Origin of the sequence: Fluviicoccus keumensis (genome assembly GCF_004217445.1) — a bacterium.
GTDB classification, from domain to species: domain Bacteria; phylum Pseudomonadota; class Gammaproteobacteria; order Pseudomonadales; family Moraxellaceae; genus Fluviicoccus; species Fluviicoccus keumensis.
Genome location: NZ_SHKX01000013.1, coordinates 173,509 through 199,580 on the forward strand (window position 1 = coordinate 173,509; position 26,072 = coordinate 199,580).

The following is a 26,072-nucleotide window of genomic DNA, read 5'->3' on the forward strand; positions in this document are numbered from 1 at the left end:
TCATGAAACGCCGTGATTTACTCAAGAACATGGGCTTCCTGACCACTTCGGTCGCTGTCTTCGGCCTGCCCGGCTGCGGAGGAAGCAGTAACGATCCGGCTCCGGCGCCCGCCCCTTCCGGCGACCCGCTCAGCCGTCCGGGCACCACCGGCAGCCATAAATTCCCGCAGGGCGTCATGTCCGCCGATCCCAAGCCGGATTCGATCATCCTCTGGACGCGCGTGGTCATGGCGGCGGCCGATGATGTCGCCCAGGTTGGCAGCGGCGAGGCGAACATTGCCGTGACACTGGAAATTTCCGCCAGCACCGACTTCACCACGCTGCTGATCCCGGCGATCGCCCTGAGCGCCCAGGCCGCGCATGACAACTCCCTCCGCCACAAGCTGACCGGCCTGAACCCGGCCACCACCTATTTCTATCGTTTCAAGGCCGGCACCGGCGTCAGCCGCATCGGTCGCTTCAAGACTGCCCCGGCCGCCGCCGCCAGCCCGGCCGAACTGAATTTCGCCTTCGTTTCCTGCCAGGACTGGAGCGTCAACCACTGGGTGGGCCTGAACGCGCTGATGCAGCAGGACATCGATTTCCTGGTGCACCTGGGCGACTACATCTATGAAGCCGCCGGCGACAGCTATCAGTCCGAAAGCCCGGAAAGCAGCCACACCAAACTGATGCTGCCCAGCCAGACCCTGAAACCCGGCAGCACCACCGCGCACGTGGCCACCACGCTGGAAGACTACCGCTACCTGTACAAGCGGTACCGCACCGACTCCCGCCTGCAGGAGCTGCACGCCCGCTGCGCCATCATCGCCATCTGGGACGACCACGAATTCTCGGATGACTGCTGGCAGAACAACGAGACCTATGACAACGGCTCGGTCACGCTAGTCAACGGCGTGCTCCCGGTTTCCAATGAGCAACTGGGTGCGCCCTCCACCTCCGCCGCAACCGACACCCGTCAGACCACACGCCGTCGCGCCGCCAACCGCGCCTGGTTCGAATTCATGCCCGCCGACGTGCCCGACCTGGACGAATCGGTGGCCAGCAACTTCGCCACGGTGAAGATTTACCGCGACCTGCAATTCGGCACCCTGGCCCATTTCGTCATGACTGACGAACGCCTGTACCGCGCCGACCACGTACTGCCCGAAGCCACGCCCAACCCGGCCAGCGGCCAGCCTTTGGGCAGCATCGGCGCGCGCTACTTCGTGCCGGAGCCTACCTTCCTGCAAGTTCAGGGCGGCAAGATGATGGCTGCACTGCAGGCGGGAGCCGATGCCGCCAACGCAGCCGGCAACACACCCGTCGAGAACTACCTGAAGGGCATCCTGGGCAAGTTGCAGATGGACCCCTCGGGCTCGACCCTGACAGCCGCCGAAGCCGGTACGCTCTATGACGACGGGCTGGCGCTGGTCTCCGTCATGGGCAAGACCCAGCGTGACTGGTGGAAAACCAAGATGGCCACCAGCCCCTCAACCTGGAAATTCTGGGGCAACGAAGTCTCGCTGCTGCGCATGGCGCTGAACCTGAACGCCCTGCCCGCCATCGTCGCCCAGGCCAATGCGCTGGCGGCGGCGGGCAGCAGCACGCTGAAGAACCTGCTCAATACTTATCTGGTCAACGCCGACCAATGGGATGGCTATGCCGCCGAACGCACCGCCCTGACCGGCTTCCTGAAGGGTGCGGGCGTCAAGAATGTGGTGGCGATCACCGGCGACATCCACGCCTTCTACGCCGGGGAAGTCCCGGCCAATTACGGTGCCTACACCGAGGGTGACTCGGCGCTGGTTGACTTGGTCACCGCCGGGATCAGCTCCTCCAGCTTCTGGAGCTATCTTGCCGGGGTGGTGGGCAGCTTCGAGGATGAAGTCAAAGCCGTGCTGGAAGCGCGCAAGGCCGATCCGCTGGGCTATGTGAATACGCTGGAAACCAGCACCAATCCGTTCCGGGCGTTGCGGCCGCTGGTCTATTCCTCAGGCAACATGCTGCTGTACCAGGGCGTGCGTACCGAAGTGGTGAAACAGCTGACGACGCTGCTACCCACCGGTTCGCTGGATGTCGGCACCCCGGCCGGACAGATCGCCTTCGCTACCCTGTCCCCCAAGCAGCAGAACGACATCAACCGCTTCGCCTTCGAGGAATACCTGAAGCGCGCCACGGCGGCCGGTTACACCCCGGTCAACACCCTGAACGAGACCCTGGCCGGGAACATGGGCCAGACGCTGCAGGCGATGGCCGCCGCCGCCGGGCTGACCATTCCCAATCCCTATACCGGCGGCGCCGGCGCGCCACCCGTGCAGAATCCGTGGATCAAGTACGTGCAGACCAGCACCCAGGGCTTTGCCACGGTCAAGGTCACGCCAACACAGGTGGTCACCAAGTTCCATCACACCATGCCGATGGTGGTGAGCGGCGGCACCCGGACGCCGCCGAAAACGGAAGAAGTGGTGACCCTGGTGAAGACCGTCACCGTCAACAAGGACTCGACGGCGCTGACGGTCAGCTGAGGCTACTGCCGGTCCAGCAGACGGAAAGTAATGGCTTCGGTCAGATGCGCCGTCTGCAGCGACTCGGAACCGGCCAGATCGGCAATGGTGCGCGCCACCCGCAACACGCGGTGATAGGCGCGCGCCGACAGCCTCAAGCGCTGCATCGCCTGCTCCAGTAACCGCGCTTCCTTTTCCCCCATCACGCAATGGCGATCCAGTTCCGCCGGACTCAATGTCCGGTTGGTCGCGCCCTGTCGCGCCTGCTGCCTCGCCCGCGCCGCCAGCACCCGTTCCCGCACCGCCGCCGAATCCTCGCCCGGTTTCGCGTCCCGCAAGGCCGCCGCCGGCAGGGCGGGCACTTCAATATGCAGGTCGATGCGATCCAGCAACGGCCCGGACAACTTGCCGCGGTAACGCCCCACCTGCTCCGGCGTGCAGCGGCAGCGCGGGCTGCCGTCGCCCAGATAGCCGCAGGGACAGGGATTCATCGCCGCCACCAGCTGGAATCCGGCGGGAAAGGTGGTCTGCCGCGCCGCGCGCGAGATCACCACATGCCCGGACTCCAGCGGTTCGCGCAGCACTTCCAGCACCTTGCGGTCGAATTCGGGCAGTTCATCCAGAAACAGCACGCCGTGATGCGCCAGCGTGATTTCCCCCGGACGCGGATTGGAACCGCCGCCCACCAGCGCCGCCGCCGAGGCGGTATGGTGCGGAGCGCGAAACGGCGGCAGGCCCAAGGGGTGATCCGGCTGGCCCGCGACGGAATGGATGGTGGCAACTTCCAGGCTGGCGGCCTCGTCCAGCTCCGGCAGAATGCCGGGCAGGCGCGAGGCCAGCAGCGTCTTGCCGGTGCCGGGCGGCCCCATCATCAGCAGCGAATGCCCGCCCGCCGCCGCGATCTCCAGCGCCCGGCGGGCGCGGTGCTGGCCCTTGACGTCGGCCAGATCGGCGGGGCGAACCGGATTCAGCGGGCGCGAGGGGGTGGCGCGCGGCAGCATCGTGTCGCCCTGCAAGTGCGCGCACAGGCTGCCGAGGCAAGCCGCGCCGAACACCCGCGATTGCGGCGGCCTCGCCGCTTCCCCGGCGTTTTCGGCAGGCACAAACAGAGCGCGGTTTTCCCGTCCCGCCGCCAGGCTGGCCGACAGCACGCCCGGCACGCCGCGCAATTCGCCCGCCAGCGCCAGTTCACCCACGAACTCCCGGTCCTCCAGCGCCTCCGCCGGAATCTGGCCGCTGGCGGCAAGGATGCCCAAGGCAATCGGCAGGTCATAGCGGCCGCCCTCCTTGGGCAGGTCGGCGGGCGCGAGATTGATGGTGAGGCGGCGCTGCGGAAATTCAAAACCGGCGTTGAGCAAGGCGGAACGGACCCGATCCTTGCTTTCGCGCACGGCGGCTTCCGGCAAACCGACAATGGTCAGGGCAGGCAGACCATTGCTCTGGTGGACTTCCACCGTCACGAGGGGAGCGGACAGGCCGATAGCGGCGCGGGTCCGGACGAGGGCGAGCGACATGATGCACATTCCTTGTAATGAAGCGGGCGTCCATCCGTCGGACGCCGGGGCGCGGATTATACCGGTTTTGCCAGGGCCTCCAAGGCCTTCAGCTGCGTCTCCAGCGTCTGCAGCTTGACGCGCGCTTCACTCAGCAACGCGCTTTGGCGGTCGAATTCCTCGCGCGTCACCAGGTCCATCTTGGCGAAAACCTCGGTCAGCACCGCGTTCAGGTTGCGGTCGACCTCTTGCCACAGGCCGGTCTGATCCGCCTGATTCAAGCGCGCCCGCAACTGCTCACGCACCGTTTGCACCAAATTATCCAGGGCCATGCTCTTCTCCGCCCAAAAATTGCACCAATAGAAGGAATTTTCCCCACATGCGCACCAGTTTTGCGCACGCCGCCGGCAGTTCGGGGCCAAAAGGCGGCATCAACGGCAAGTATTGCAGTTTGTTTCGGCCTGTAAACCCTTTGTGACAAGGTATTGCCACAAGTTGGCACGGCTTCTGCAAAGCATAACTGGCAACCCACTTTAAGACGTTTTCCAGTCTGAACACAACGCTGTTTAAGGAGTCACAGAATGAAGCTTTCCAAACTTAGCTGCGCGATTGTCCTGGGTCAGTTATCCATGGGTGCCGCCGTTGCACACGCCGCCGCCGCGCCAACCCTGGGCGACGTGCTCGGCGCCTCCGGTATCACCGCCTCCGGCTATGTCGATGGCGCTTACACCCACTTTGATACCGACGCCGGCAGCGCCAGCGCCAACTATTTCGACAGCGCCTCGCCCAGCACCTTCACGCTGAAGCAGGCCTCGGTCACCATCGCCAAGCAACCGACCGAAGGCTTCGGCGCCCTGCTGAACGTCACCACCGGCACCGACGCCAAGTCGATCCATTCGGCCGGCGCCAGCGCTGACGACTTTGATGTTACCCAAGGCTTCGTGCAGTACACCAGCGGTGCGCTGACGGTGATTGGCGGCAAGTTCAACACGCTGGCCGGCGCCGAAGTGATTGCCCCCACCGGCAACACCAACATTTCGCGCTCGGTGGCGTTCCTGAACGCCCTGCCGTTCACCCATACCGGCGTGCGCCTGTCCTATGCCGTGGCCAGCAACCTGACCGTGTATCTGGGCAGCAACAACGGCTGGGACCAGCTGCAGGACGGCAACAAGGGCAAGACCACGGAACTGGGCGTGAGCTTCGCTCCCTCTGACCTGATCAGCGGCGCCATTTACGGCTATACCGGCGGCGAAGGTTCGCCCTCGCAGAAGCAGACCCTGGTGGACGTGGTGGTGACGATCAAGCCGATCAAGCCGCTGGCCTTCGTCATCAACTACGACCAGGGCAGCCGTGACGGCGCCAGCGCCGTGGTCGCGGGCGACAAGGCCAAGTGGACCGCCATCAACCTGTACACCAACTACCAGTTCACCGACAAGCTGCGCGGCTCGCTGCGCCTGGAACAGTTTGACGACAAGGGCGGCCTGAAGCTGGGCACCGTCGGCGGCATGGCGCAGAAGGTGAAGAGCTACACCGCTACCGTGGGCTACGCCATGGCGGATAACTTCGAACTGCGCGGCGAGCTGCGTCAGGACAAGTCGAACCAGAAGGGCTACACCAAGGACAGCGCCGCGACCGACAAGCAACAGTACTTTGCGGTGGAAGGCCTGTACAAGTTCTAACCGTTTTGGGCCACCTCCCTTCCCCTTTCGGGAGGGGCCCCTTTCTCAGGAGCATCATGATGAAACTGGTTACCGCCATCATCAAGCCGTTCAAGCTGGATGACGTTCGCGAAGCCCTCTCCGATATCGGCGTGCAGGGCATCACCGTCACCGAAGTGAAGGGTTTCGGCCGCCAGAAAGGCCACACCGAACTCTACCGTGGCGCAGAGTACGTCGTGGACTTCCTGCCCAAGGTCAAGATCGAAGTCGCCATCGGCGACGACCTGCTGGATCAGGTGATCGAGGCCATCACCAAGGCCGCGAATACCGGCAAGATCGGCGACGGCAAGATCTTTGTCAGCAGCCTGGAGCAGGTGATCCGCATCCGCACCGGCGAAACCGGCGTCGACGCCGTCTGACCCCAGCCCCAAACCCTTTGTCCTTTCAGGCTATCACGTGGAGAACCACCGTGAAAAAGTTCCTTATTGCCCTGAGTTTGAGCAGCGCCCTGTTCAGCGCCGCCCCGCTCTATGCCGAAGAGGCCGCCGCGCCTGCTGCGGCTACCCCTGCCGTGACGGCTGCCGCTCCGGCGCCCGCTGCGGCTGCTGCTCCCGCTCCGGCGGCGGCTGAGGCGGCTCCCGCCGCTGCCGCGCCGGCTCCCGCTACCACCAACAAGGCGGATGACGGCTTCCTGATGATGTCGGCCGCCTTCGTCATCCTGATGTCCATCCCCGGCCTGGCCCTGTTCTACGGCGGCCTGGTGCGCAAGAAGAACATGTTGTCGGTGCTGATGCAGGTCTTCACCATCTTCTCGCTGATCACCGTCCTGTGGATGATTTACGGCTACAGTATCGCCTTCACCGAGGGCAACGCCTTCTTCGGCTCGCTGTCGAAGGTGTTCCTGAACGGCGTCACCGCCGATTCGCTGGCGGCGACCTGGAGCAAGGCGACCACGATCCACGAAATGATCTATATCGTGTTCCAAGGCGCATTCGCCGCCATCACCTGCGGCCTGATCGTCGGCGCTTTTGCCGAACGCGCCAAGTTCGCCGGTGTGCTGGCCTTCACCGTACTGTGGTTCACCTTCTCCTACCTGCCTATCGCCCACATGGTGTGGTACTGGGCCGGTCCGGATGCCTACACGACGGCTGACGCCGCCGCCGCCGCTACTGCAACGGCCGGATTGTTGTTCCAGAAGGGTGCGCTGGACTTCGCGGGCGGCACCGTGGTGCACATCAACGCCGCTGTCGCCGGTCTGGTGGGTGCGTATGTGATCGGCAAGCGTGTCGGCTACGGCAAGGAATCCATGTCTCCCCACAACATGGTGATGGCCATGATCGGCGCCTCGCTGCTGTGGTTCGGCTGGTTCGGCTTCAACGCCGGGTCCGCTCTGGAAGCCAACGGCATCGCCGGTCTCGCCTTCATCAACACCTGGGTCGCGACCGCTGCCGCTGCTGTGTCCTGGTCGTTCGCGGAATGGATCTTCAAGGGCAAGCCCTCCCTGCTGGGCGGCATCTCGGGCGCGGTGGCCGGTCTGGTCGCCATTACCCCGGCTTGCGGCTTCGTGGGTGTGAGCGGTGCGCTGGCCCTGGGCCTGCTGGCCGGTATCATCTGCCTGTGGGGCGTGCATGGCCTGAAGAAGCTGCTGGGTGCGGATGATGCGCTGGATGTGTTCGGTGTGCACGGCGTCGGCGGTATCCTCGGTGCGCTGCTGACCGGCGTGTTCGCGGCTCCTTCGCTGGGCGGCGTGGGCATCTGGGACTATGTCGCCAACGGCGTGGCTCCGGGCTATGACATTCTCGGCCAAGTGAAGATCCAGGCGATTGCCGTCGGCACCACCATCGTGTGGTCCGGCGTGGTCTCCTTCATCGCCTACAAGCTGGTTGACATGACCATCGGCCTGCGGGTTGACGAAGAGAACGAGCGTATCGGTCTGGACGTTACCTCTCACGGCGAGCGCGCCTACAACGACTAACCGATTCCGGTTCGGTCAGCTACAATGGAACGGAGGCTTCGGCCTCCGTTTTCATTTACTGGCCGTCAACACCGGAGGTTACATGTCCCGCATCATCCCAGCCTGCCTGACACTGCTTTGCCTGGCCCTGCCTTGTCACGCCGAAATCTTCCAGTGGACCGACGCCGACGGCAAGGTGCACTTCACCGACAAGCCGCCCGCCAACCAGAAATCACGGACTGTGGACATCCGCACCCCGGGAGGGACAGCCCCTTCGCCCAGCGCCGCGCCCGCCAGCACCTCCGGCAATGACGACGCCTTAGCGCGTCAGCGGCGCATGCTGAAAACCCTGGACGAAGAAAAAGCGGTGAAAGCGGAGGCCGAGCGCAAGGCGACCGCGCAACGGAACGCCCAGCAGCAGAACTGCGCCACGCTGCGCGATCAGCAGCGCCAGTACAACGAGGGCGGACGCTTTTACTCGCTGGATGACAAGGGCGAACGGAAGTATCACACCGATGAGGAAATCGCCAAACAGCAGGAACAGGTAAACCGCGCCCTGGCCAAATGCCGCTAACCGGCCCGCTGCCCTGCCGGGACAATGGCGGCTTCCGGTAGCGGCAGCACCAGCGATACCCGCAGGCCGCGGCCTTCCAGGCCCGGCCCGAGCACGATGCGGGCGCCATGCAGCTGGGCGATTTCCTTGACGATCGACAATCCCAGCCCGGCGCCTTCGCCGCCTTCGTCATTGCGGAAGAAGCGTTCAAAAATCCGGTCGCCAACTTCCGGATCAATACCCGGCCCGTTATCGAGAACCGTGAAGGACGGCTGCGGCTGCGCTTCGACCTGCAAGGCGATCCGCACGCCCGGCCCCCCGTATTTGAGCGCGTTGTCAATCAGGTTACTGACACACTCGCGCAACAGGACCGCATGACCCAGAATGCGGATCGGCGTTTCCGGCGCTTCCAGGCTCAACTCGCCGCCGGCATCGAGCACCACCGGCACCCATTCGCTGCCTTCTTCCCGCATCAGCGCCACCAGATCGATCGACTCCAGTGCCGACTGACGCAGGCTTTCGGGCTCGGCCCGCGCCAATGTCAGTAATTGCCGGGACAGGCGGATAGTCCGCTCCACGGATGTACGGAGATGTCTGCCGGCCTCGTCGCGGTCGGCGGGAGAGTCGGCATTCTCCTGCCGCTCCATGTTCAAGCGGATGGCGGTGAGCGGCGTGCGCAACTGGTGGGCGGCATTGGCAATGAACCGCCGCTGCGCTCCCAGCGCCTCATCCAGCCGCTGCAACAAGTCATTGATCGCCTGCGCCAGGGGCTGCACCTCGCGCGGCACGCCCTCGTCGGGCACCGGGGAAATCCGTTGGTGCGTCTGCTTTTCCAGCGCCCGGGTAATCGCGGACAAGGGCCGCAGGCTGCGATTCACCCCGACGCTGACCACCAGGAAGACAATAAAAATCAGCGCCAATTGCGGCGCCACCACACTCAGCAAAATCTTGCTGGTCAGCTTCTGCCGGCGGAACTGGGTCTGCGCTACCTTGATCTGGACGGTTTCCTCCAGTTCAGGCAGGTCCAGCAGCAGCTGCGCGGCCCGCACCGGCGTTCCCTTGAAGTCGCCATCGTAGATCATGGTGTCGTCGTACTTCAGCACCCTGCCCTGAGGAACGGGGAAGACCTTCTCCCCGGCGATGACGCGCTTCTCGGTGCGAATCTGGTAATACGTGGTGTCGAAGGCATTCCACAGGAACATGCGCTTCGCCTGCTTGGGCATGTTCAACACGATGCGGTTGCCGCGCCTTTCCACCAGCTGCGCCAGCGAATGCACATGCTTGTACAGCGTCTGGTCGTACTCGCTGTTGGCGTAGTACATGGCCTGGTAGTAGGCGATGACGCCAGAGCAGGACAGCACCAGCAGCAACGGAATCAGCATCCAGAGCAGCAAACGGCCGCGCAGGCTGTAAACCCGGCGTAGCCGGGGCACCTTCCCGCGCAAGCGGCGCTCGCGGCGCGAGACGACCGGCTCAGCCACCGGCGGCTCCGGCCTGCAACATGACTCCGAAGCCGCGGATGGTGCGCAACTGCACGCCGGTGCCTTCCAGCCGCTTGCGCAGCCGGTGCATGTACAGGTCGATGGCGGAGTCGCTCAGGTCGGTATCCCAGTCGCTGAGGTGCTCCTGGATCTGCGGCTTGCTGACCACCTTGCCCGCGCGCGTCAGCAGCAGCTCCAGCAGGTTGTACTCGCGCGGCGACAGACCCATTTCCTCGTCACCGGCATAGACGCGCCGGGCGGTGCGGTCCATGCGCAGGCCGCCCAGCGCCAGTTCGTTGACCGCGCCGCCCGTTGAACGGCGGGTGACGGCGCGCAGGCGCGCCAGCAACTCGTTCACATCGAAGGGCTTGGTGACATAATCGTCCGCGCCGCTGTCCAGACCCTGGATGCGGTCGCCGGACTCGTCGCGGGCGGTCAGGATGATCACCGGCGTGGTGATACCGCGTCCGCGCCATTCGCGGAGCAGCGTCAGGCCGTCCAGCCGCGGCAGGCCCAGATCGAGGATGATCACCTCATACGGAGCTTCCTGCCGCAAGGCCTCGCGCGCCACCAGCCCGTCATGGGCGACATCGACGCTGTTGCCTTCACGACGCAGCGCATGACGCAGCCCTTCGGCAATGGGCAGATCGTCTTCGACCAGAAGAATTCGCATATGGCTATTTTTTGAAAGGTTGGTGAAAGCTTGACCGGCTTATTATAAACGTGCGGCGAGGTTCTGGGTGTTGACAGTAGCAGCTTCGGAAAGACAGTTTGTCGTCTGTCTGGTTCTCTTCCCCACTCGGGGTTGCTACTGTCGACACCCCCTCTCTTAATCCTTCCGCCCCTCCGGTTGCATCTTCCCCGTTTGTGTGTCCCGATAACAGTCCTTCCATCTGTTATTTTTCGTTGACTTTCAATTGTCGCGCTTCCTGTGGTATCTAACGGTATTCCGCCTGCGGCCTGTCCGCTCCCGACGCGAGATCCGCCGATGACGTCACGCCTTTTCCCCCGCACGCCGCGCCTGGACGGCCCCGATGCCGCCACGGTCCGCCGCACGCTGCGTGATTATTTCACGGCCACTTTCGATCGCTATGAAAGCCTGTTCGAAACCCTGGCGAGTGAAGAAACCTATGTGCGCAAACCGATTCCGCTGCGCCATCCGCTGATTTTCTATTTCGGGCACACCGCCACCTTCTTCATCAACAAGCTGCTGCTGGCGCGGCTGGTGCAGGAGCGTCTGAACCCGCGCTTCGAGTCGATGTTCGCCGTCGGCGTCGATGAAATGAGCTGGGATGACCTGAATGACGCCCACTACGACTGGCCGTCGGTGGCCGAGGTGCGCGACTACCGCCGCCAGGTGCGCGAACTGGTCTGCGCCGTCATCGACCATGCGCCGCTGACGCTGCCGATCGGCTGGGAACATCCGTGGTGGGCGATCGTGATGGGCATCGAGCACGAGCGCATCCATCTGGAAACCTCGTCAGTGCTGATCCGCCAGCATGAGCTGTCCTTTGTGAAACCGCACCCCGACTGGCAGCCCGGCCGGGACAGCGGCCCCGCCCCGGAAAACCGCCTGCAGCCGGTAGCCGCCGGGGTCGTGCGTCTGGGCCGGGATGTCGCCGACCCGGTGTATGGCTGGGACAATGAATACGGCCGCCATGAAGCCGCCGTGCCCGCCTTCGAGGCCGCCCGTTACCTGACCAGCAACGGCGAATTCCGCGAATTCGTCGAGGACAACGGCTACAGCCGCCCGGAATTCTGGGATGAGGAAGGGCGCGGCTGGCTGGGCTTCACCGCCGCCGCGCACCCGACCTTCTGGCGTCGCCGCGACGGGGAATGGCGCTTGCGGCTGATGACCGAAGAAGTGCCGATGCCCTGGGACTGGCCGGTGGAAGTGAACTGCCTGGAGGCGCGCGCCTTCTGTCGCTGGAAGGCGGCGAAGACCGGCCTGCCGGTGCGCCTGCCCACCGAGGACGAATGGCGGCGCCTGTATGACGCCTGCGGTCTGGCCGATATCCCGGCAGACCGCCCCGCCGCCGCCAACCTGCATCTCGATCACGGCGCCTCGTCGTGCCCGGTCAACCGTTTCGCGCACGGCGAATTTTACGACGTCACCGGCAACGTCTGGCAATGGACGGAAACGCCGATCTACCCCTTCGACGGTTTCGCGGTGCACCCGTGGTATGACGATTTTTCCACGCCCACTTTCGACGACCGCCACAACCTGATGAAGGGCGGCTCGTGGATTGCCTGCGGCAACGAGTCACGCGCCGATTCGCGCTACGCCTTCCGCCGTCATTTCTTCCAGCACGCGGGCTTCCGCTACATCGTCTCCGCCGCACCGGCGCAGGTGCCGGGGTCGTTGTACGAAACCGACCGGCTGCTGTCGGAATACGCCGAATTCCATTACGGCGACCTGCATTACGGCGTGGCGAACTTTTCGCAAAGCCTGGCGAAACTGTGCGTGGCGGCGATGGGCGACCGTCCGGCCCGCCGCGCGCTGGACCTGGGCTGCGCCGCCGGACGCGCCACCTTCGAGCTGGCGACGCATTTCGAGCGGGTGACCGGCATTGATTTCTCGGCGCGCTTCATTGGACTGGGCGTGCAGATGGCCGAACAGGGCCGGCTGCGCTACACCCGCACCGACGAGGGCGAACTGGTGAGCTACTGCACCCGCACGCTGGCCGAACACGGGCTGGAGGAAACGCGATCCAGAGTGGAGTTTTTCCAGGGCGACGCCTGCAACCTGAAACCGCAGTTCAGCGGCTATGATCTGGTGCTGGCCGCCAATCTGATCGACCGGCTGTACAACCCGGCGCTGTTCCTGGGCCAGATCCACGAGCGGATCAATCCCGGCGGCCTGCTGGTGCTGACCTCGCCCTACACCTGGCTGACCGAGCACACCCCGCGCGAGGCATGGATCGGCGGTTTCAAGCGCGACGGCGAGACGGTAACGACGCTGGACGGTCTGCAGGCCTTGCTGGGCCGGCATTTCCGGCGGGTGGGCGAGGCGGTGGACGTGCCGTTCGTGATCCGCGAGACGAAGCGGAAATTCCAGCACTCGGTGGCGGAAGTGACGGTGTGGGAGCGGGTCTGAACCCGCCCCCGCCGCCGGTCAGGGCATCGGCAACTTCAACGACGCCAGCGAGGCCTTGATCACCTTCAGCCGCGTCGCGTCATAGGGCGAGAAGAACAGCTTCACCAGCATGATGAACGACGACCGCACCACCGCCCGCTCGTGCGAGAAGGCCTTGAAGCCGTAATGGCCGTGGGCGTGGCCGATGCCGGAATTGTTGACGCCGCCGAAGGGCAGGTTGCCGTGCACGAACTGCATCATGCAGTGGTTGATGCAGGCGCCGCCGGAGGTGGTGTTCTGCATCACGAAGTCGATGTTGCCCTGGTTCTTGCTCCACAGGTACAGCGCCAGCGGCTTGGGACGGGCGTTGATGTCGGCAATGACCTGATTCAGATCATCATATGCAATGATCGGCAGCACCGGCCCGAAAATCTCTTCCTCCATCACCTTGGCGTTCGGCGGCACCTGATCCAGCAGGGTCGGGGAAATCCAGCAGCTGTCGACATCGACATCGCCGCCGGTCAGCAGCCGCGCGCCGTTGTCCACCGCTTCCTGCAACAGCCCGGCCACGCGCCCGGCATGACGCGGATTGACGATGCGGGTCAGGTCGGGGCTGGCCTTCTGCTCGCCAGCCGACTTGCCGTAACGCGCTTCGAGAATGGTGCGGCATTCCCGGACGAACGCGTCCTTCACCGAGTCGTGCACGTACAGGTAATCCGGGGCGACGCAGGTTTGCCCGGCGTTGAGGAACTTGCCCCACATCAGCGTTTCCGCCGCCGTCTTCAGGTCGGCCGTTTCATCGACAATGGTCGGCGACTTGCCGCCCAGCTCCAGCGTCACGCTGGTCAGGTGCTTCGCCGCCGCCGCCATGACGATCTTGCCCACCATCGGCGAGCCGGTGAAGAAGATATGGTCGAAGGGCAGATCCAGCAGCGCCTGCGAAGTCGGCAGGCTGCCCTCGAACAGCGCCACCTCGTTTTCCGGGAACACCTCGCGGATGATTTCGGCCATCACCTTCGACACGGCGGGCATCATTTCCGACGGCTTGAGGATGACGGTATTGCCCGCCGCCAGCGCCGACACCAGCGGCCCGAAGCAGAGGTTCAGCGGATAGTTCCACGGCGCGATGATCAGCACCCGGCCGCGCGGCTGGTACTGCACCCAGGCCTTGGTCATGATCATCAGGCTGGTGGGCCACACACGGTTCGGCTTCATCCAGCGCTTCACCCGGCCGATGGCGTGACGCATCTCATCCAGCACCGGCATCAGCTCGGTGACATCGACCTCGGCCTCGGGCTTGCGGTAATCGCTGGCGAAGGCGGCGTAGAAATCGTCGCGGCGGGCCAGCATCGCCTCGCGCAGGCGCTTGATGCGCTCAATGCGCTCGGCGGCGGTGGATTGCCGCCAGCGGATCGCGGTTTCCTGCTGCGCCTCGAACACGGCGCGCATTTTCACGGGATCGGATTCGGTATAAACGGATGCATTGATGGCGTTCATGATTGTTCTTGTTCTCCGGGACAACCGCAGGGGCCGGACGGGACAACCCGGCGTTTGGACTATAGTGCCATGACCGCCCGGGCCGCCCCAGCCCCTTTTGGCGGATATTTCCCCCGGCTCCGCCCCCGTTCATGAAAAATTCATCGAATTCCCTCTGGCCACGACCGCCGCGATGGTTTCCAATGGAAGATTAACCCTGACAACAACAAGGCTTCCGGAGGGCAAGGCATGAAGGTTCTGGCGTGTTACAGCATGAAGGGCGGCGTCGGCAAGACCGCCACCGCCGTCAACGTCGCGTGGATGGCGGCCAACGCCGGAATGAAGACACTGCTGATCGACCTCGACCCGCAGGGAGCCTCGTCGTACTACTTCAAGGTCAAGCCCGCCAAGAAGGACTGGAGCGAGCGTTTCTTCAAGGCCTACGAACACCTGCTGGAACACATCAAGCACTCGGAATTCGATGGACTGGACGTGATTCCCGCCCACCTCGGCTTCCGCCAGTTCGACGTGCTGCTGGACGCGCTGGGCAAGCGCAAGTCGCGGCTGGACAACATCCTGAAAGGCCTGAAGGACGAATACGAGCTGGTAATCCTGGACTGCCCGCCCACCATCGGCAACCTGGCGGAAAGCATCTTCAACGCCTCGGACTACATCCTGGCGCCGGTGATTCCCACCACCCTGTCCGAACGCACCTTCGACCAGCTGAACGCCTTTTTTGAAGAGCACGACTACCCGAAGCAGAAGCTGGTGCCGTTCTTCTCGATGGTGCAGGCGCAGAAGGCGCTGCACCGCCACACCATGGAAACCCTGCGCGCCCGCAGCGACCGTTTCCTCTACTCCGCCATCCCCTTCACTTCCGATATCGAGAAGATGGGCGAGCACCAGACGCCGGTGATGCTGTTCGCGCCGAACGGCAAGGGCGCCAAGGCCTTCGCCACGCTGTGGGTGGAGCTGCAGCCGCTGCTGCGCGAATTCGAGGACTGAGTTGCAGGCCGGGGCGCAGCAACTAGACTGAAGTCAGGCCCCGCTACCGCATCCACCCTGACCGGCACCGGCGGGCCCGCCGGCCACCGGACCCGCCCGCATGGACTCCACCCCGCTGCCCCCGCACGCCACCCGCCAGCAGACCGCGCGCTTCCGGCGCATCCTGACCGGCTATTTCGGCCAACTGGAGCCGGGGGTGCTGGAGGAAATCCTCGCCCAGTGCGAATGGCGGGAGTGCGAAGGCGGCGACACCCTGTTCCGCCAGGGCGATCCCGGCGACGCCGCCTACTTCGTCATTTCCGGCCGCCTGCGCGCCATCCGCACCGCCCCCGACGGCCTGCGCCACGTGCTGGGCGACATCAAACCCGGCGAAACCGTCGGCGAGATTGCCGTGCTCTCTGACGACGTGCGCGGCGCGACGGTGCTGGCCACCCGCGACAGCGTGGTGGTGCGCATTTCCACCGACCGCCTGCAACAGTGGTTCATGCAGTACCCGCAACTGCTGCTGCAAACCGCCAAGCTGGTGATCCGCCGCAACCGCAGCCAGCAGGTGCGGCGGCGGCGCGTCGACCAGGTCAGCAACATCACCATTCTGCCGCTGTCACCGCATATCGACCTGACCCGCTTCCGGGTGGAACTGGCCCACGGCATGGCCGCCTGCGGCAAGACCGTGCTGCTGGACCCCGCCATTGTGGACCAGGAACTGGGCTCGCCCGGCGTCGCCTTTGTCGGCAAGGAAAACCCCGACCGCTACCGCCACCTGAGCGCCTGGCTGGACAAGCTGGAGAGCCGCAACGACTACGTGGTGTATCTGGCCAATCCTTGCGACGACGCCTGGACGCAGCGCTGCCTGCGCCAGGCCGACCGCGTGCTGTTGCTGGCCGACGCCGCCGACAGCGCCATGCCGCCCGATTTTGAGAAGGCGCTGATGAACGGCAACGACGGCGGCCACCGCCTGCAGGCCGACACGCAGCTGATGCTGTGGCACGACCCCGAAACGCTGATGCCGGTGGGCACCGCCCGCTGGCTGGACGCCCGGCCGTGGGTGCGCGAAGTGATCCATGTGCGGCGCAGCACCCCGCGCCACATGGCGCGGCTGGCGCGGCTGCTGACCGGCAACGCCGTGGGGCTGGTGCTGGGCAGCGGCGGCGCGCGCGGGCTGGCGGCGGTGGGCATCATCCGCGCGCTGGAGGAAGCGGGCATCCCCGTTGACCGCGTCGGCGGCACCAGCATCGGCGCGATCATGGCGGCGGGCGTGGCGCTGGACCATCCGGTGGAACGGCTGGCCGACAAGGTGCGCCACTCCTTCCGCCAGAACCCCACCCACCTGAATGACCTGAGTCCGCTGCCGATCCTGTCGGTCTTCCAGGGCAAGCGGCTGAACACCTTGTTGCAGTCGGTGTTTCCCGACCACCTGCACATTGAAGACCTGTGGATCAACTTCTATTGCATCAGCAGCGACATGGCCACCAACGGCGAGGTGGTGCACCGGCGCGGGTCGCTGTGGAAGGCGGTGCGCGCCTCGGCCGCCCTGCCCGGCATTTTTCCGGTGGTGCGACTGGGCGACGGCCTGCATGTGGACGGCGCGTTCATGAACTCGCTGCCGGTGGACGTGATGGCGGACATGGCGGTGAAGAAAATCCTGGCCGTGGACTTTTCGTGGCTGCCCGGCAGCAAGCCGGAATTCGACGACATTCCCGGCCCGGTGGATTTCCTGATGGACCGCTTCCTGAACGGGCGGCAGCGGCTGTATCGGGTGCCGACGCTGCTGTCGAGCATCGTGCAAAGCTCGCTGCTGGCCAGCTCGCAGCGCAGCGAACTGGCGCGCGCCGAGGCCGATGTGCTGTTCAGTCCCGACCTGCGGCGCTTTGAATTGCTGGGCTGGAATTTCTTTGACGCGCTGGTGAAGATCGGGCATGAGCATGCGCGGGAAGTGTTGGCGCGGGCGGAAGAGAAAATCACCCCTCCCTGAACGGCAACAATCCCCGCGCCTCTTGCGCATAGCGCCGCACCATCTCCGCCTCTTCCGCCACGAATTCCCCCACCGCCTCGTGAAAACCCGGATGCGCCAGATAGTGGAGGGAATGCGTCAGCACCGGCTCGAAACCGCGCGGAATCTTGTGCTCGCCCTGCGCGCCGGGGTCGAAGTGTTGCAGCCCGCGCTCGATGCAGAATTCGATGCCCTGATATAGGCAGGCTTCGAAATGCAGGCATTCCACGTCGCGCAGCGCACCCCAGTAACGGCCATAGAGGGTGTCGTCACCGATCAGACTGAGCGCACCGCCAATGGCCTCGCCGTCCTGCCAGGCCAGCACCAGCAGCAAGCGCTCCGGCATGCGGCGGAACAGCTGGTGGAAGAACGCGGGCGTCAGGTAGCCGTCGTGACCGCTGCGGCGGCGGTAAGTGTCCTGGTAGAAGGGGATGAAGAGGTCGGCGTGCTCGGGGCGCAGGTCAGCGCCGCTGAGGCGTTGCAGGCTGACACCCTGCTCGGCGACGCGACGGCGCTCGCGGCGGATTTCCTTGCGGCGCTTGGCGGTCATGCAGTCCAGGAAGTCGTCGAAGCGGGTGTAGTCGCGGTTGCGCCAGTGGAACTGGCAGCCCAAGCGGTGATGCGCGCCGCTGCCCTGCCAGTGCGTCACGGTGGTTTCGTCGGGAAACAGCAGGTGCCAGCCGCTGGCCCCGGTTTCGTGCCGGTAATGGTGCAGCGTCTGGATCAGGGCCGGATGGATTTCGGCGGGATCGGCGTCGGGGTGGATGAGGACGCGCGGGCCGGTTGCCGGGGTGAAGGGGACGGCGGCGACCAGCTTGGGGTAGTAGGACAGGCCGTGGCGGGCGTAGGCCCGGGCCCATTCCTGGTCGAAGACGTATTCGCCCCAGCTGTGGGTCTTGATCCAAAGGGGCATGGCGGCGAGCAGGCGGCCTTCGTCTTCCAGCAGCAGGTAGCGGGGTTCCCAGCCGGTGCCGGGGCCGATGCTGTGGGAGGTTTCGAGGGTGAGGAGGAAGGGGTGGGAGAGGAATGGGTTGTTGGTCAGAAAATTCCAGCCGGCAGGAGGGACTTCGGTGATGGCGGAAAGAATTCTGGATGTGATCATTGGTTTTCCTGAATCACCTGAGTGCCTCTCAGTCCCCAATTCACGGCAGTAGTTATCAGTGCGACATAAAAGAAATGACGATTAACCGTCGCCCACCAAGTCAGCAATTTTTGCATTTTCGCCAGAGCCAAAAATCCTAAATAAATCATAGACGAGGTAATCAGGCGCGGTAAGATAGCCTGATGAGGGCTATGCTCACTGCACTGCTATTTCCCGCCCCTTCTATCCCGAATCCGGTTATGAATACCACAATTCACTGCGACATCTTTGACATTTTCATTCCCTATACTCCAGCCGGGCTGGGCCATCGCGACAACCATATCTTGGGGAAGTATGGCGAAGACTGGAAAGCCGCCAAAGAAGCTGGCAATAACTATTTGTGGACACTGATTCAAGGTGATGGCGATGAACTCTATGTTGTCAGCAACCTTCACTTCGTAAACAGTTTGGGTTTTATCGTCACAAGGAAGCCTCACAACGGTGCATTTCTCCAGTTTCGCTGGACTCACAAAGAGCATTGCCTCACACCGGCTGGGCGCGCCCGCCGTATCAAGCAAGTTTTGGCCGATGTAGCGAGACAGGCGGCATAATCTCAACCTAAATAGTCAGCCCACGTGCACATCGGACAAAGACGGTAGTGGAAGAAAAACGAATCTCAAGAGCATGGATTGATAGGTAACATAACTGTGAGAATTTTCAGCGAGCATGGCCGAGGCGAGAGATGACTAGCTCAAATTCCAAACTTTGGACCCGGGACCAAGTGAAATTGGCATTTCATCTATACTGCCAACTCCCTTTTGGAAAACTGCACAGCCGTAATCCTGAAATCATCGAACTGGCTGGCCTGATCGGCCGAACGCCTTCTGCCTTGGCATATAAACTGGTCAATTTGGCTAGTCTTGATCCTTCGATCACAGGCTCCGGTCGGGTAGGCATGAAAAATTCGTCCAAACTGGATCAAGAAGTCTGGGACGAATTCAATGCTAATTGGGAGCAGTTGGCCGTTGAGTGCGAGCAACAGCGTCAACTTCTGAACACCACCAAAGCAATGCCAAATCTCGTTGTTGCCGATGAAATCGATGCCGACTTTAGTGGTGAGACACGCGCAGTTATTATTCAGCAAAGAATCAAACAGCAATTTTTCCGTAAAGCGGTATTAAGCAGCTATCGCGGGCGATGCTGCATGACAGGCGTCAGCGACAATGTCTTGCTGGTCGCCAGCCATATTGTGCCTTGGAGTCAGGACAAGGCGAACCGATTGAACCCGCGCAATGGCCTTTGCCTGTCCACACTTCATGATCGGGCTTTTGACCAAGGTCTGCTAACACTGGACAGCAATTACCGCGTTTTGCTATCGGAGAGCCTCCTGAGCACTGGGAACCTATTCCTGCAAACGGCATTTTGGGGGCTGCAAGACCAGCCCATTGAGCTACCGGAACGGTTCCTGCCATCACCGGAGTTTGTGCAATGGCATCGGGAGCACCGCTTCCAAGGCGTTCCAACCTAACAATGGCTTCTTGCATCAGAGAGAGTCCGTCAGAGCCGCCTAAGCAAAAGCACCAAAAACAAAAACCCCCGCACGTTTTCACATGCAGGGGTCTTTTGAATGAGATGGTGGCCTGGGACAGAATCGAACTGTCGACACGCGGATTTTCAATCCGCTGCTCTACCAACTGAGCTACCGGGCCACGGCAGGCGCGTATTAAAGCCAAAAGCCTTTTGAGTGTCAAGCACTTTCAGGACTCGAACACATCCCTTGCCGCAGGCTACAATTCCCTGCAAAACACGAGAGATTACCGGCATGAACAGCGCCCGCTCCACCCTCGGCATCCTGCTGCTGGGCCTCTTCACCCTCACCGCCCACGCCGGACTCTACAAATGGACCGACGCCGACGGCAAAGTGCATTTCTCGGATCACGAACCCGTCAACGCCAAGGCGCAGGTGATGGCCAAACCCGTCGCCCCCAAAACCGGCGGCCAGGTCGCCCCGGTTACCAACCCCGGTAATTACCGTCCACCCCAGGACAACAGCCGCAACGCCAGCGCCTGCCTCAGCGCCCGCGATGACGTCGCCTACTGGAGACGGGAACAGCCCGTCACCTACAACCAGCAGACCGGCGCCCGCGAACCGCTCAAGAATGTGGATGAATACGCCCGCGACCAGCTGGAAAGCGCCCAGCGCCGCGTGCGCGAATACTGCAAGTAAGGACTAGGCTTTCGCCAGCCGCGCCGCGTCAATCTTCAGCAGCCGCGCAATGGCCGTGCAGCCCGGCTCGAAATGGCTGCGGCCCTGCTCCCGCTCCAGACGGCTGGCCTCGGCCACCAGCCGGTCGGCGATGCCCCGGCCGCGATTGGCGGCATGCACCACAATCCAGCGCAGGGTGCGAGCATCGTCTGGCCCCCAGGCCATGATGCTGCTGACCGCCTTGCCGTTGAACCAGCCGACATAGACCGTTCCGCCCGCCGCCAGCACCCGCTCCGCCTCGTCCACGGCTTCCTGGCCGCTGCCAAACTCTGGGCTGGAGGCATACAGCTTCGACAACCCGGCGCTCAGCTCGGGCGTAAGGGACTTCTCGGCGGTGACGGAAACAGGCATGGCGGAAAACTCCGGAATAAGGACGGGACGAAAGACACAGCGAATCCCCTGACGATAGCAGGGGTATCGGCAACCTGCCAAGCGTAATGCCCCCGTTGCCCAATATCCGCTATAATTACGCTCTTTCCCCGGCCAGAGACCGACCCGCCATGACTGCGCGCCGCGCTGAAGTCGTCCGCAACACCAAGGAAACCCAGATCACCGCCACCGTCAACCTCGACGGCACCGGCATCGGCCACCTGAAAACCGGCATGCCCTTTCTGGACCACATGCTGGACCAAATCGTGCGCCACGGCCTGATCGACATCAGCATCACCTGCACCGGCGACACCGAGATCGACGACCACCACAGCGCCGAGGATTGCGGCATCACCCTCGGCCAGGCCTTCGCGCAGGCCATCGGCGACAAGAAGGGCATCCGCCGCTACGGCCATGCCTACACGCCGCTGGATGAGGCGCTGTCCCGCGTCGTGGTCGACATCTCCGGCCGTCCGGGGCTGGAATTCCACGTGCCGTTCACCCGCGCCAGCGTCGGCGGTTTCGATGTCGACCTGTTCTACGAATTCTTCCAGGGCTTCGTCAACCACGCCAACGTCACGCTGCACATCGACAACCTGCGCGGCCGCAACACCCACCACCAGGTGGAAAGCGTGTTCAAGGCCTTCGCCCGCGCCCTGCGCATGGCGGTCGAGGTCGATGCGCGCATGGCCGGCCAGACCCCGTCCACCAAGGGAAGCCTGTAAATGACCCGTGTTGCTGTTCTTGACTATGGCATGGGCAACCTGCACTCGGTGGCGAAGGCGCTGGAGCATGTCGGCGCCTCGGAAGTGATCATCACCCATGACCCGGCCAAGGTGCGCGCCGCCGACCGCGTGGTCTTCCCCGGCGTCGGCGCCATGCGCGACTGCATGGCGGGCATGAAGGCGGTGGGCGTGGATGCGGAAGTGCGCGAAGCCGCACTGCAAAAGCCGGTACTGGCCATTTGCGTCGGCATGCAGGCGCTGCTCGACCGCTCCGAGGAGAACGGCGGCGTCGACTGCCTGGGCATGTTTGCCGGTCAGGTGAAGTTCTTTGGCAACGACCTGGTGGAAAACGGCGAGCGCCTGAAGGTGCCGCACATGGGCTGGAACAACGTCAACCAGACCATCGAGCACCCGCTGTGGGCCGACATCCCGCAGGACAGCCGCTTCTACTTCGTGCACAGCTATTACGTGGCGGTGGAAGACGACAGCCTGGTCGCCGGGCGCAGCCATTACGGCCTCGACTTCACCACCGCCATCAGCCGCGACAACCTCTTCGCCGTGCAGTTCCACCCGGAAAAAAGCCAGAAGTGGGGCCTGCAGCTGCTGAAGAATTTTGTGGGCTGGAAGGCCTGATTACCTGAATTATTGCGAGACAACCATGCTGATCATCCCCGCCATTGACCTCAAGGACGGCAAGTGCGTCCGCCTGAAACAGGGCCGCATGGAGGACGACACCGTCTTCTCCGACGACCCCGTCAGCATGGGCAGCCACTGGGTGGCCCAGGGCGCGCGCCGCCTGCATCTGGTGGACCTGAACGGCGCGTTCGCCGGCACGCCCATCCACGGCGAGGTGGTGAAGGCCATCGCCAAGAAGCACCCCAGCCTGCCGATCCAGATCGGCGGCGGCATCCGTTCGCTGGACACCATTGAAGCCTATGTCAGCGCCGGAGTGACCTGGGCCATCATCGGCACCAAGGCGGTGAAGGATCCACAGTTCGTGATTGACGCCTGCAAGGCCTTCCACGGCCGCATCATCGTCGGCATCGACGCGAAGGACGGCTGGGTGGCTACCGACGGCTGGGCGGAAGTGTCGCAGGTGAAGGCCGAAGACCTGGCGAAGCAGTTCGCCGCCGCCGGGGTCAGCGCCATCGTCTACACCGACATCGCCCGCGACGGCATGATGCAGGGTGTGAATGTGGAAGCCACCGCCGCCCTCGCCCGCGCCTGCGGCCTGCCGGTCATCGCTTCCGGCGGCGTCACCAACATCGACGACGTAAAGCGCCTGAAGACGGTGGCGGCGGACGGCATCATCGGCGCCATTACCGGCCGGGCGATCTATGAAGGCACCATCAACCTGGCGGAAGCGCAGGCGCTGGCGGACGCGGAGTAAGCCATGACCCTCGCCAAACGCATCATCCCCTGCCTGGACGTGGACAAAGGCCGTGTCGTCAAGGGCGTGAAATTCCTCGATATCCGCGACGCCGGCGACCCGGTGGAAATCGCCAAGCGCTATGACGCGCAGGGCGCGGACGAGATCACCTTCCTGGACATCACCGCCAGCCACGAGGGCCGCGACACCACGCTGAAGACGGTGGAGCGCATGGCCTCGGAAGTGTTCGTGCCGCTGACCGTCGGTGGCGGCATCCGCAAGCTGGAGGACATCCGCAACCTGCTCAACGCGGGCGCGGACAAGGTCAGCATCAATTCGGCGGCGGTCTACGACCCCGATTTCGTGCGGGCGGCGGCGGACAAATTCGGCTCGCAGTGCATCGTCGTGGCGATTGACGCCAAGAAGGTGGCGGAAGGCCGCTGGGATATCTTTACCCACGGCGGCCGCAAGGACACCGGCATTGATGCGGTGGCCTGGGCGGCGAAGATGGCGGAATACGGCGCGGGCGAGATTTTGCTGACCAGCATGGACGCCGACGGCACCAAGGCCGGTTACGACCTGGGCGTGGTGCGCGCGGTGAGCGATGCGGTGAACGTGCCGGTGATCGCGTCCGGCGGCGTCGGCAACCTCGACCATCTGGCCGACGGCATCCTCAAGGGTCACGCCGACGCGGTGCTGGCCGCCAGCATCTTCCACTTCGGAGAATACACTGTGCCGCAGGCCAAGGCGTATCTGGCCGGGAAAGGCATCGTGATGCGGGAAATCTGAGTTTCTACAGAGCTTGCGGGTCGCGCCACATCAGCCACAGCGTCGGCCCGTTCTTGATGCGGATTTCCTCCGTCACCCGGAAGCCGAAGCGCTCGTAAATCGGAATGTTGCTTGCCTTCGGCGTCTCCAGGAATGCGCCGACCTGCATCTGGTCGGCTACTTCCAGCACCGGCTTCATCAGCGCCGACGCCCTGCCCTGCCCCTGCACGTCCGGATCGGCCCCGATCACCATCAGGTACCAGTGCGGCGTGTGCGGATGCCGCGACTGGATGTGATCCACCGCCCGCCAGCGCGACCAGAGATTCTTCAATCCCAGCACCTGCACCCAGTCCGGGGCGAAGCGCAGTTGCTGCCATAACCCCAGTTCCCAACACCCCGGCGGCGCCCACAGCGCGGTGGCCTTCAGGTCTTCTGTCGTCCAGACCTGCCCGTGCGGAAAGGCCAGGTGATCCAGATACGCGCCGAACAGCTGGCGGTAGCGCCGGTCGAAATGCCGGCCGCGATGGGTCAGCCAGGTGTACATCGGGTCGTCAGCGAAGGCGCGCACCAGCGTGTCGATCAGCGCTTCGCGATCGGCGGGCGTGGCTTGCCGGATGCTGACCGCCTTGGGCGGCCTGTCGTCAGGGCTTCGCATTCACGGGAGCCGAAGCCGGAACCGCAGCGGCAGGGACTGTGGCAGCGGCCGAAGGTTGCCAGAACAGCGCCCCTTTCAGCAGGTTCAGCGCGCCGTACATCACGAAATCACTTTCCGCCAATGGCTTCGGCGTGGCCTTGTCGGTCGGCTTGGCATCGCCGACGCCATCCACAACCTCCTCACTGTCAACCGCCGGGGCGGCGGCAGGCGCGGGAGCCGGGGTTGGGGCCGATGCCGGACCAGGCTTCGCCTTGCGGGATTTCTTGCCGGAAACCGGCTTGGCCGCCGCCGGTTCCGCCGCCGGAGCAGCGGCTTCCGACGTTGGCGTCGCCGCCGGGGACGGCTTATCAACCGCCGCGCCATTGGGATTGGCCAGATGACCGACCAGATCCGCTTCCTTGAAATTGTCGTTGGACGGAATCAGTGTGTGCTTGGCCGGTTCCAGCACCACGTCCGGACGGATGCCTTCCGCCTGGATGGAGCGGCCGCTGGGGGTGTAGTAGCGGGCCGTGGTCAGCTTGATGCCTTTCTTGTCGCTGATCGGCAATACCGTCTGCACCGAACCCTTGCCGAAGGTGGTCGTTCCGGCGATCAGGGCGCGATGCTGGTCTTGCAGGGCGCCGGCCACAATCTCGGACGCCGAGGCCGAGCCGCCGTTGACCAGCACCACCAGCGGGATGCCGGGAATGACCTGGCCATCCTGCGCCTCGTAGCGCTGGATCGACTCTTCCGTCCGGCCTTTGGTATAGACCACCAGCGCCTTGTCGAGAAAGGCGTCGGCAACGTCAATGGCGGCGGGCAGGACGCCGCCGGGGTTGTTGCGCAGGTCCAGCACCAGGCCTTTCAGCGGAGAGGCCGTGTTGTTCTTGAGCTTGATCAGCTCCTTCACCAGGTCGCGGCCGGTCCGGGTCTGGAACTGGCTGATGCGGATGGCGGCGAAGCCGGGTTCCAGTTCGCGCACCTTGACGCTGGTGACTTCAATGCGGTTGCGGACGATGCTGACATCCCACGGGTCGCGGCCCTTGCGCTGCAGGGTCATGTGCAGCGGCTGGCCGATCGGGCCGCGCATCAGGTCCACCGCCTGGTTCAGGCTGAGACCTTTCACCAGTTTGCCTTCCAGCTTCAGGATGTAGTCCCCGGCTTGCACCCCGGCCTTGGCGGCGGGCGTGTCGTCAATCGGCGAAATCACCCGCAGCATGCCGTCATCCATGCCGATCTCGACGCCGATGCCGCCGAATTCGCCGGTGGTGGCGGCCTTCAGGTCGTCATAGTCGTTTTCATTGAGATAGGCGGAATGCGGGTCCAGCGCGGTCAGCATGCCGCGAATGGCATTCTCGAACATCGTGCGGTCGTCCACCGGCTCCACATAGCTGGCGCGGATGCGTTCAAACACATCGACAAAGGTGCGGAGATCATCCAGCGGCAGGCTCGGGGCAGCCTCCGCCGCCGTGGCGGCGGCCGGCGTCGGGACGGGCGCGGCGGCGGTTTCATCCCCGGCCATGGCGGCGCTATTGAAAGCCAGCAGGGCCAGCGCCAGGGCGCTCAGTTTCTTCATGGGCATGGTGAAAATGCGATGGTTGGCAAAACGTGAGGGAGAGAGTAGCAGGCTTGCCCCGGCTGTTGGAATCACCGGTGCAAGCGCATGTAGGGTTATTGTTATTGATCGCCGC

General features: G+C 63.9%; 24 protein-coding genes and 1 tRNA gene. 15 read left to right on the forward strand and 10 right to left on the reverse strand.

Going from position 1 to position 26,072, the window contains the following annotated elements; all coding sequences use genetic code 11:
* Nucleotides 1-2 precede the first annotated feature (2 nt).
* Nucleotides 3-2,504 carry an alkaline phosphatase D family protein gene (locus tag EV700_RS11675; protein ID WP_165391450.1) on the forward strand — a complete coding sequence of 834 codons (2,502 nt, stop codon included), beginning with the start codon at nucleotides 3-5 and terminating at the stop codon, nucleotides 2,502-2,504.
* 2 nt (nucleotides 2,505-2,506) lie between these two features.
* On the opposite strand, the gene EV700_RS11680 is transcribed toward EV700_RS11675, so the two are convergent.
* Nucleotides 2,507-3,997, reverse strand: a complete 1,491-nt coding sequence (locus tag EV700_RS11680) for a YifB family Mg chelatase-like AAA ATPase (RefSeq protein WP_130413973.1) — start codon at nucleotides 3,995-3,997, stop codon at nucleotides 2,507-2,509.
* Between the two features lie 56 nt (nucleotides 3,998-4,053).
* Complete coding sequence (locus EV700_RS11685) at nucleotides 4,054-4,308, reverse strand: accessory factor UbiK family protein (RefSeq protein WP_130413975.1); 255 nt, start codon at nucleotides 4,306-4,308, stop codon at nucleotides 4,054-4,056.
* Nucleotides 4,309-4,557: 249 nt separating this feature from the next.
* Here EV700_RS11685 and EV700_RS11690 point away from each other — a divergent pair, with 249 nt between their 5' ends.
* The 4 genes from EV700_RS11690 (at nucleotide 4,558) to EV700_RS11705 (ending at nucleotide 8,162) form a co-directional block, all read left to right on the forward strand.
* Nucleotides 4,558-5,655 carry an outer membrane beta-barrel protein gene (locus EV700_RS11690; protein WP_130413977.1) on the forward strand — a complete coding sequence of 366 codons (1,098 nt, stop codon included), beginning with the start codon at nucleotides 4,558-4,560 and terminating at the stop codon, nucleotides 5,653-5,655.
* Between the two features lie 59 nt (nucleotides 5,656-5,714).
* Complete coding sequence (glnK, locus tag EV700_RS11695; RefSeq protein ID WP_130414574.1) at nucleotides 5,715-6,053, forward strand: P-II family nitrogen regulator; 339 nt, start codon at nucleotides 5,715-5,717, stop codon at nucleotides 6,051-6,053.
* A gap of 50 nt (nucleotides 6,054-6,103) precedes the next feature.
* Nucleotides 6,104-7,609, forward strand: coding sequence for an ammonium transporter (gene amt, locus EV700_RS11700; protein ID WP_165391451.1), 1,506 nt, complete (start codon nucleotides 6,104-6,106; stop codon nucleotides 7,607-7,609).
* A gap of 82 nt (nucleotides 7,610-7,691) precedes the next feature.
* A complete protein-coding gene (locus EV700_RS11705) occupies nucleotides 7,692-8,162 on the forward strand; it encodes a DUF4124 domain-containing protein (RefSeq protein WP_130413981.1) in 471 nt (156 codons plus the stop codon).
* Here EV700_RS11705 and EV700_RS11710 read toward each other — a convergent pair.
* Entirely contained in the window at nucleotides 8,159-9,622 is a 1,464-nt protein-coding gene (locus EV700_RS11710) for a sensor histidine kinase (RefSeq protein WP_130413983.1), read from the reverse strand. The genes EV700_RS11705 and EV700_RS11710 overlap by 4 nt on opposite strands.
* Entirely contained in the window at nucleotides 9,615-10,295 is a 681-nt protein-coding gene (locus tag EV700_RS11715; RefSeq protein ID WP_130413985.1) for a response regulator transcription factor, read from the reverse strand. The genes EV700_RS11710 and EV700_RS11715 overlap by 8 nt, the downstream gene beginning before the upstream one ends.
* 315 nt (nucleotides 10,296-10,610) lie before the next feature.
* On the opposite strand from EV700_RS11715, the gene ovoA reads away from it, so the two are divergent.
* Nucleotides 10,611-12,719, forward strand: coding sequence for a 5-histidylcysteine sulfoxide synthase (gene ovoA, locus EV700_RS11720; RefSeq protein ID WP_130413987.1), 2,109 nt, complete (start codon nucleotides 10,611-10,613; stop codon nucleotides 12,717-12,719).
* Nucleotides 12,720-12,737: 18 nt separating this feature from the next.
* Here ovoA and EV700_RS11725 read toward each other — a convergent pair whose 3' ends face one another.
* The gene (locus tag EV700_RS11725; RefSeq protein WP_130413989.1) at nucleotides 12,738-14,195 is read right to left on the reverse strand and encodes an aldehyde dehydrogenase family protein; all 1,458 of its coding nucleotides are present in this window, start codon (nucleotides 14,193-14,195) and stop codon (nucleotides 12,738-12,740) included.
* 228 nt (nucleotides 14,196-14,423) lie between these two features.
* On the opposite strand from EV700_RS11725, the gene EV700_RS11730 reads away from it, so the two are divergent.
* Both EV700_RS11730 and EV700_RS11735 read left to right on the forward strand, forming a co-directional pair.
* Nucleotides 14,424-15,179, forward strand: a complete 756-nt coding sequence (locus tag EV700_RS11730) for a ParA family protein (RefSeq protein WP_130413991.1) — start codon at nucleotides 14,424-14,426, stop codon at nucleotides 15,177-15,179.
* 100 nt (nucleotides 15,180-15,279) lie between these two features.
* Complete coding sequence (locus tag EV700_RS11735; protein WP_130413993.1) at nucleotides 15,280-17,151, forward strand: patatin-like phospholipase family protein; 1,872 nt, start codon at nucleotides 15,280-15,282, stop codon at nucleotides 17,149-17,151.
* Here the strand turns inward: EV700_RS11735 and EV700_RS11740 are convergent.
* Nucleotides 17,138-18,271: a GNAT family N-acetyltransferase gene (locus EV700_RS11740; RefSeq protein ID WP_207224657.1), complete on the reverse strand. Its 1,134-nt coding sequence runs from the start codon at nucleotides 18,269-18,271 to the stop codon at nucleotides 17,138-17,140. The genes EV700_RS11735 and EV700_RS11740 overlap by 14 nt on opposite strands.
* A 239-nt stretch (nucleotides 18,272-18,510) precedes the next feature.
* On the opposite strand from EV700_RS11740, the gene EV700_RS11745 reads away from it, so the two are divergent.
* Nucleotides 18,511-18,861, forward strand: a complete 351-nt coding sequence (locus EV700_RS11745) for a hypothetical protein (protein ID WP_130413995.1) — start codon at nucleotides 18,511-18,513, stop codon at nucleotides 18,859-18,861.
* 131 nt (nucleotides 18,862-18,992) lie between these two features.
* Nucleotides 18,993-19,778, forward strand: coding sequence for an HNH endonuclease (locus tag EV700_RS11750; RefSeq protein ID WP_130413997.1), 786 nt, complete (start codon nucleotides 18,993-18,995; stop codon nucleotides 19,776-19,778).
* Nucleotides 19,779-19,883: 105 nt separating this feature from the next.
* Here EV700_RS11750 and EV700_RS11755 read toward each other — a convergent pair.
* Nucleotides 19,884-19,959: transfer RNA gene (locus EV700_RS11755), tRNA-Phe, on the reverse strand.
* Nucleotides 19,960-20,072: 113 nt separating this feature from the next.
* Between EV700_RS11755 and EV700_RS11760 the strand changes: the two genes are divergently transcribed.
* Nucleotides 20,073-20,477: a DUF4124 domain-containing protein gene (locus EV700_RS11760; RefSeq protein WP_130413999.1), complete on the forward strand. Its 405-nt coding sequence runs from the start codon at nucleotides 20,073-20,075 to the stop codon at nucleotides 20,475-20,477.
* 3 nt (nucleotides 20,478-20,480) lie between these two features.
* On the opposite strand, the gene EV700_RS11765 is transcribed toward EV700_RS11760, so the two are convergent.
* Nucleotides 20,481-20,867, reverse strand: coding sequence for a GNAT family N-acetyltransferase (locus tag EV700_RS11765; RefSeq protein ID WP_130414001.1), 387 nt, complete (start codon nucleotides 20,865-20,867; stop codon nucleotides 20,481-20,483).
* Between the two features lie 149 nt (nucleotides 20,868-21,016).
* Here EV700_RS11765 and hisB point away from each other — a divergent pair, with 149 nt between their 5' ends.
* The 4 genes from hisB to hisF are packed head-to-tail and all read left to right on the forward strand — an operon-like array spanning nucleotide 21,017 to nucleotide 23,768.
* Nucleotides 21,017-21,610 (forward strand): imidazoleglycerol-phosphate dehydratase HisB, encoded by a 594-nt coding sequence (hisB, locus tag EV700_RS11770; RefSeq protein WP_130414003.1) that lies wholly within the window; start codon nucleotides 21,017-21,019, stop codon nucleotides 21,608-21,610.
* The gene (gene hisH, locus EV700_RS11775) at nucleotides 21,611-22,243 is read left to right on the forward strand and encodes an imidazole glycerol phosphate synthase subunit HisH (protein ID WP_130414005.1); all 633 of its coding nucleotides are present in this window, start codon (nucleotides 21,611-21,613) and stop codon (nucleotides 22,241-22,243) included.
* Nucleotides 22,244-22,268: 25 nt separating this feature from the next.
* A complete protein-coding gene (gene hisA, locus EV700_RS11780) occupies nucleotides 22,269-23,000 on the forward strand; it encodes a 1-(5-phosphoribosyl)-5-[(5-phosphoribosylamino)methylideneamino]imidazole-4-carboxamide isomerase (RefSeq protein WP_130414007.1) in 732 nt (243 codons plus the stop codon).
* A gap of 3 nt (nucleotides 23,001-23,003) precedes the next feature.
* The gene (hisF, locus tag EV700_RS11785; RefSeq protein WP_130414010.1) at nucleotides 23,004-23,768 is read left to right on the forward strand and encodes an imidazole glycerol phosphate synthase subunit HisF; all 765 of its coding nucleotides are present in this window, start codon (nucleotides 23,004-23,006) and stop codon (nucleotides 23,766-23,768) included.
* A 4-nt stretch (nucleotides 23,769-23,772) separates the two neighbouring features.
* Here the strand turns inward: hisF and EV700_RS11790 are convergent, their stop codons facing one another.
* Both EV700_RS11790 and EV700_RS11795 read right to left on the reverse strand, forming a co-directional pair.
* Complete coding sequence (locus EV700_RS11790; RefSeq protein ID WP_130414012.1) at nucleotides 23,773-24,402, reverse strand: GNAT family N-acetyltransferase; 630 nt, start codon at nucleotides 24,400-24,402, stop codon at nucleotides 23,773-23,775.
* Nucleotides 24,389-25,963 carry a S41 family peptidase gene (locus EV700_RS11795; protein ID WP_242610251.1) on the reverse strand — a complete coding sequence of 525 codons (1,575 nt, stop codon included), beginning with the start codon at nucleotides 25,961-25,963 and terminating at the stop codon, nucleotides 24,389-24,391. The genes EV700_RS11790 and EV700_RS11795 overlap by 14 nt, the downstream gene beginning before the upstream one ends.
* Between the last annotated feature and the right edge of the window lie 109 nt (nucleotides 25,964-26,072).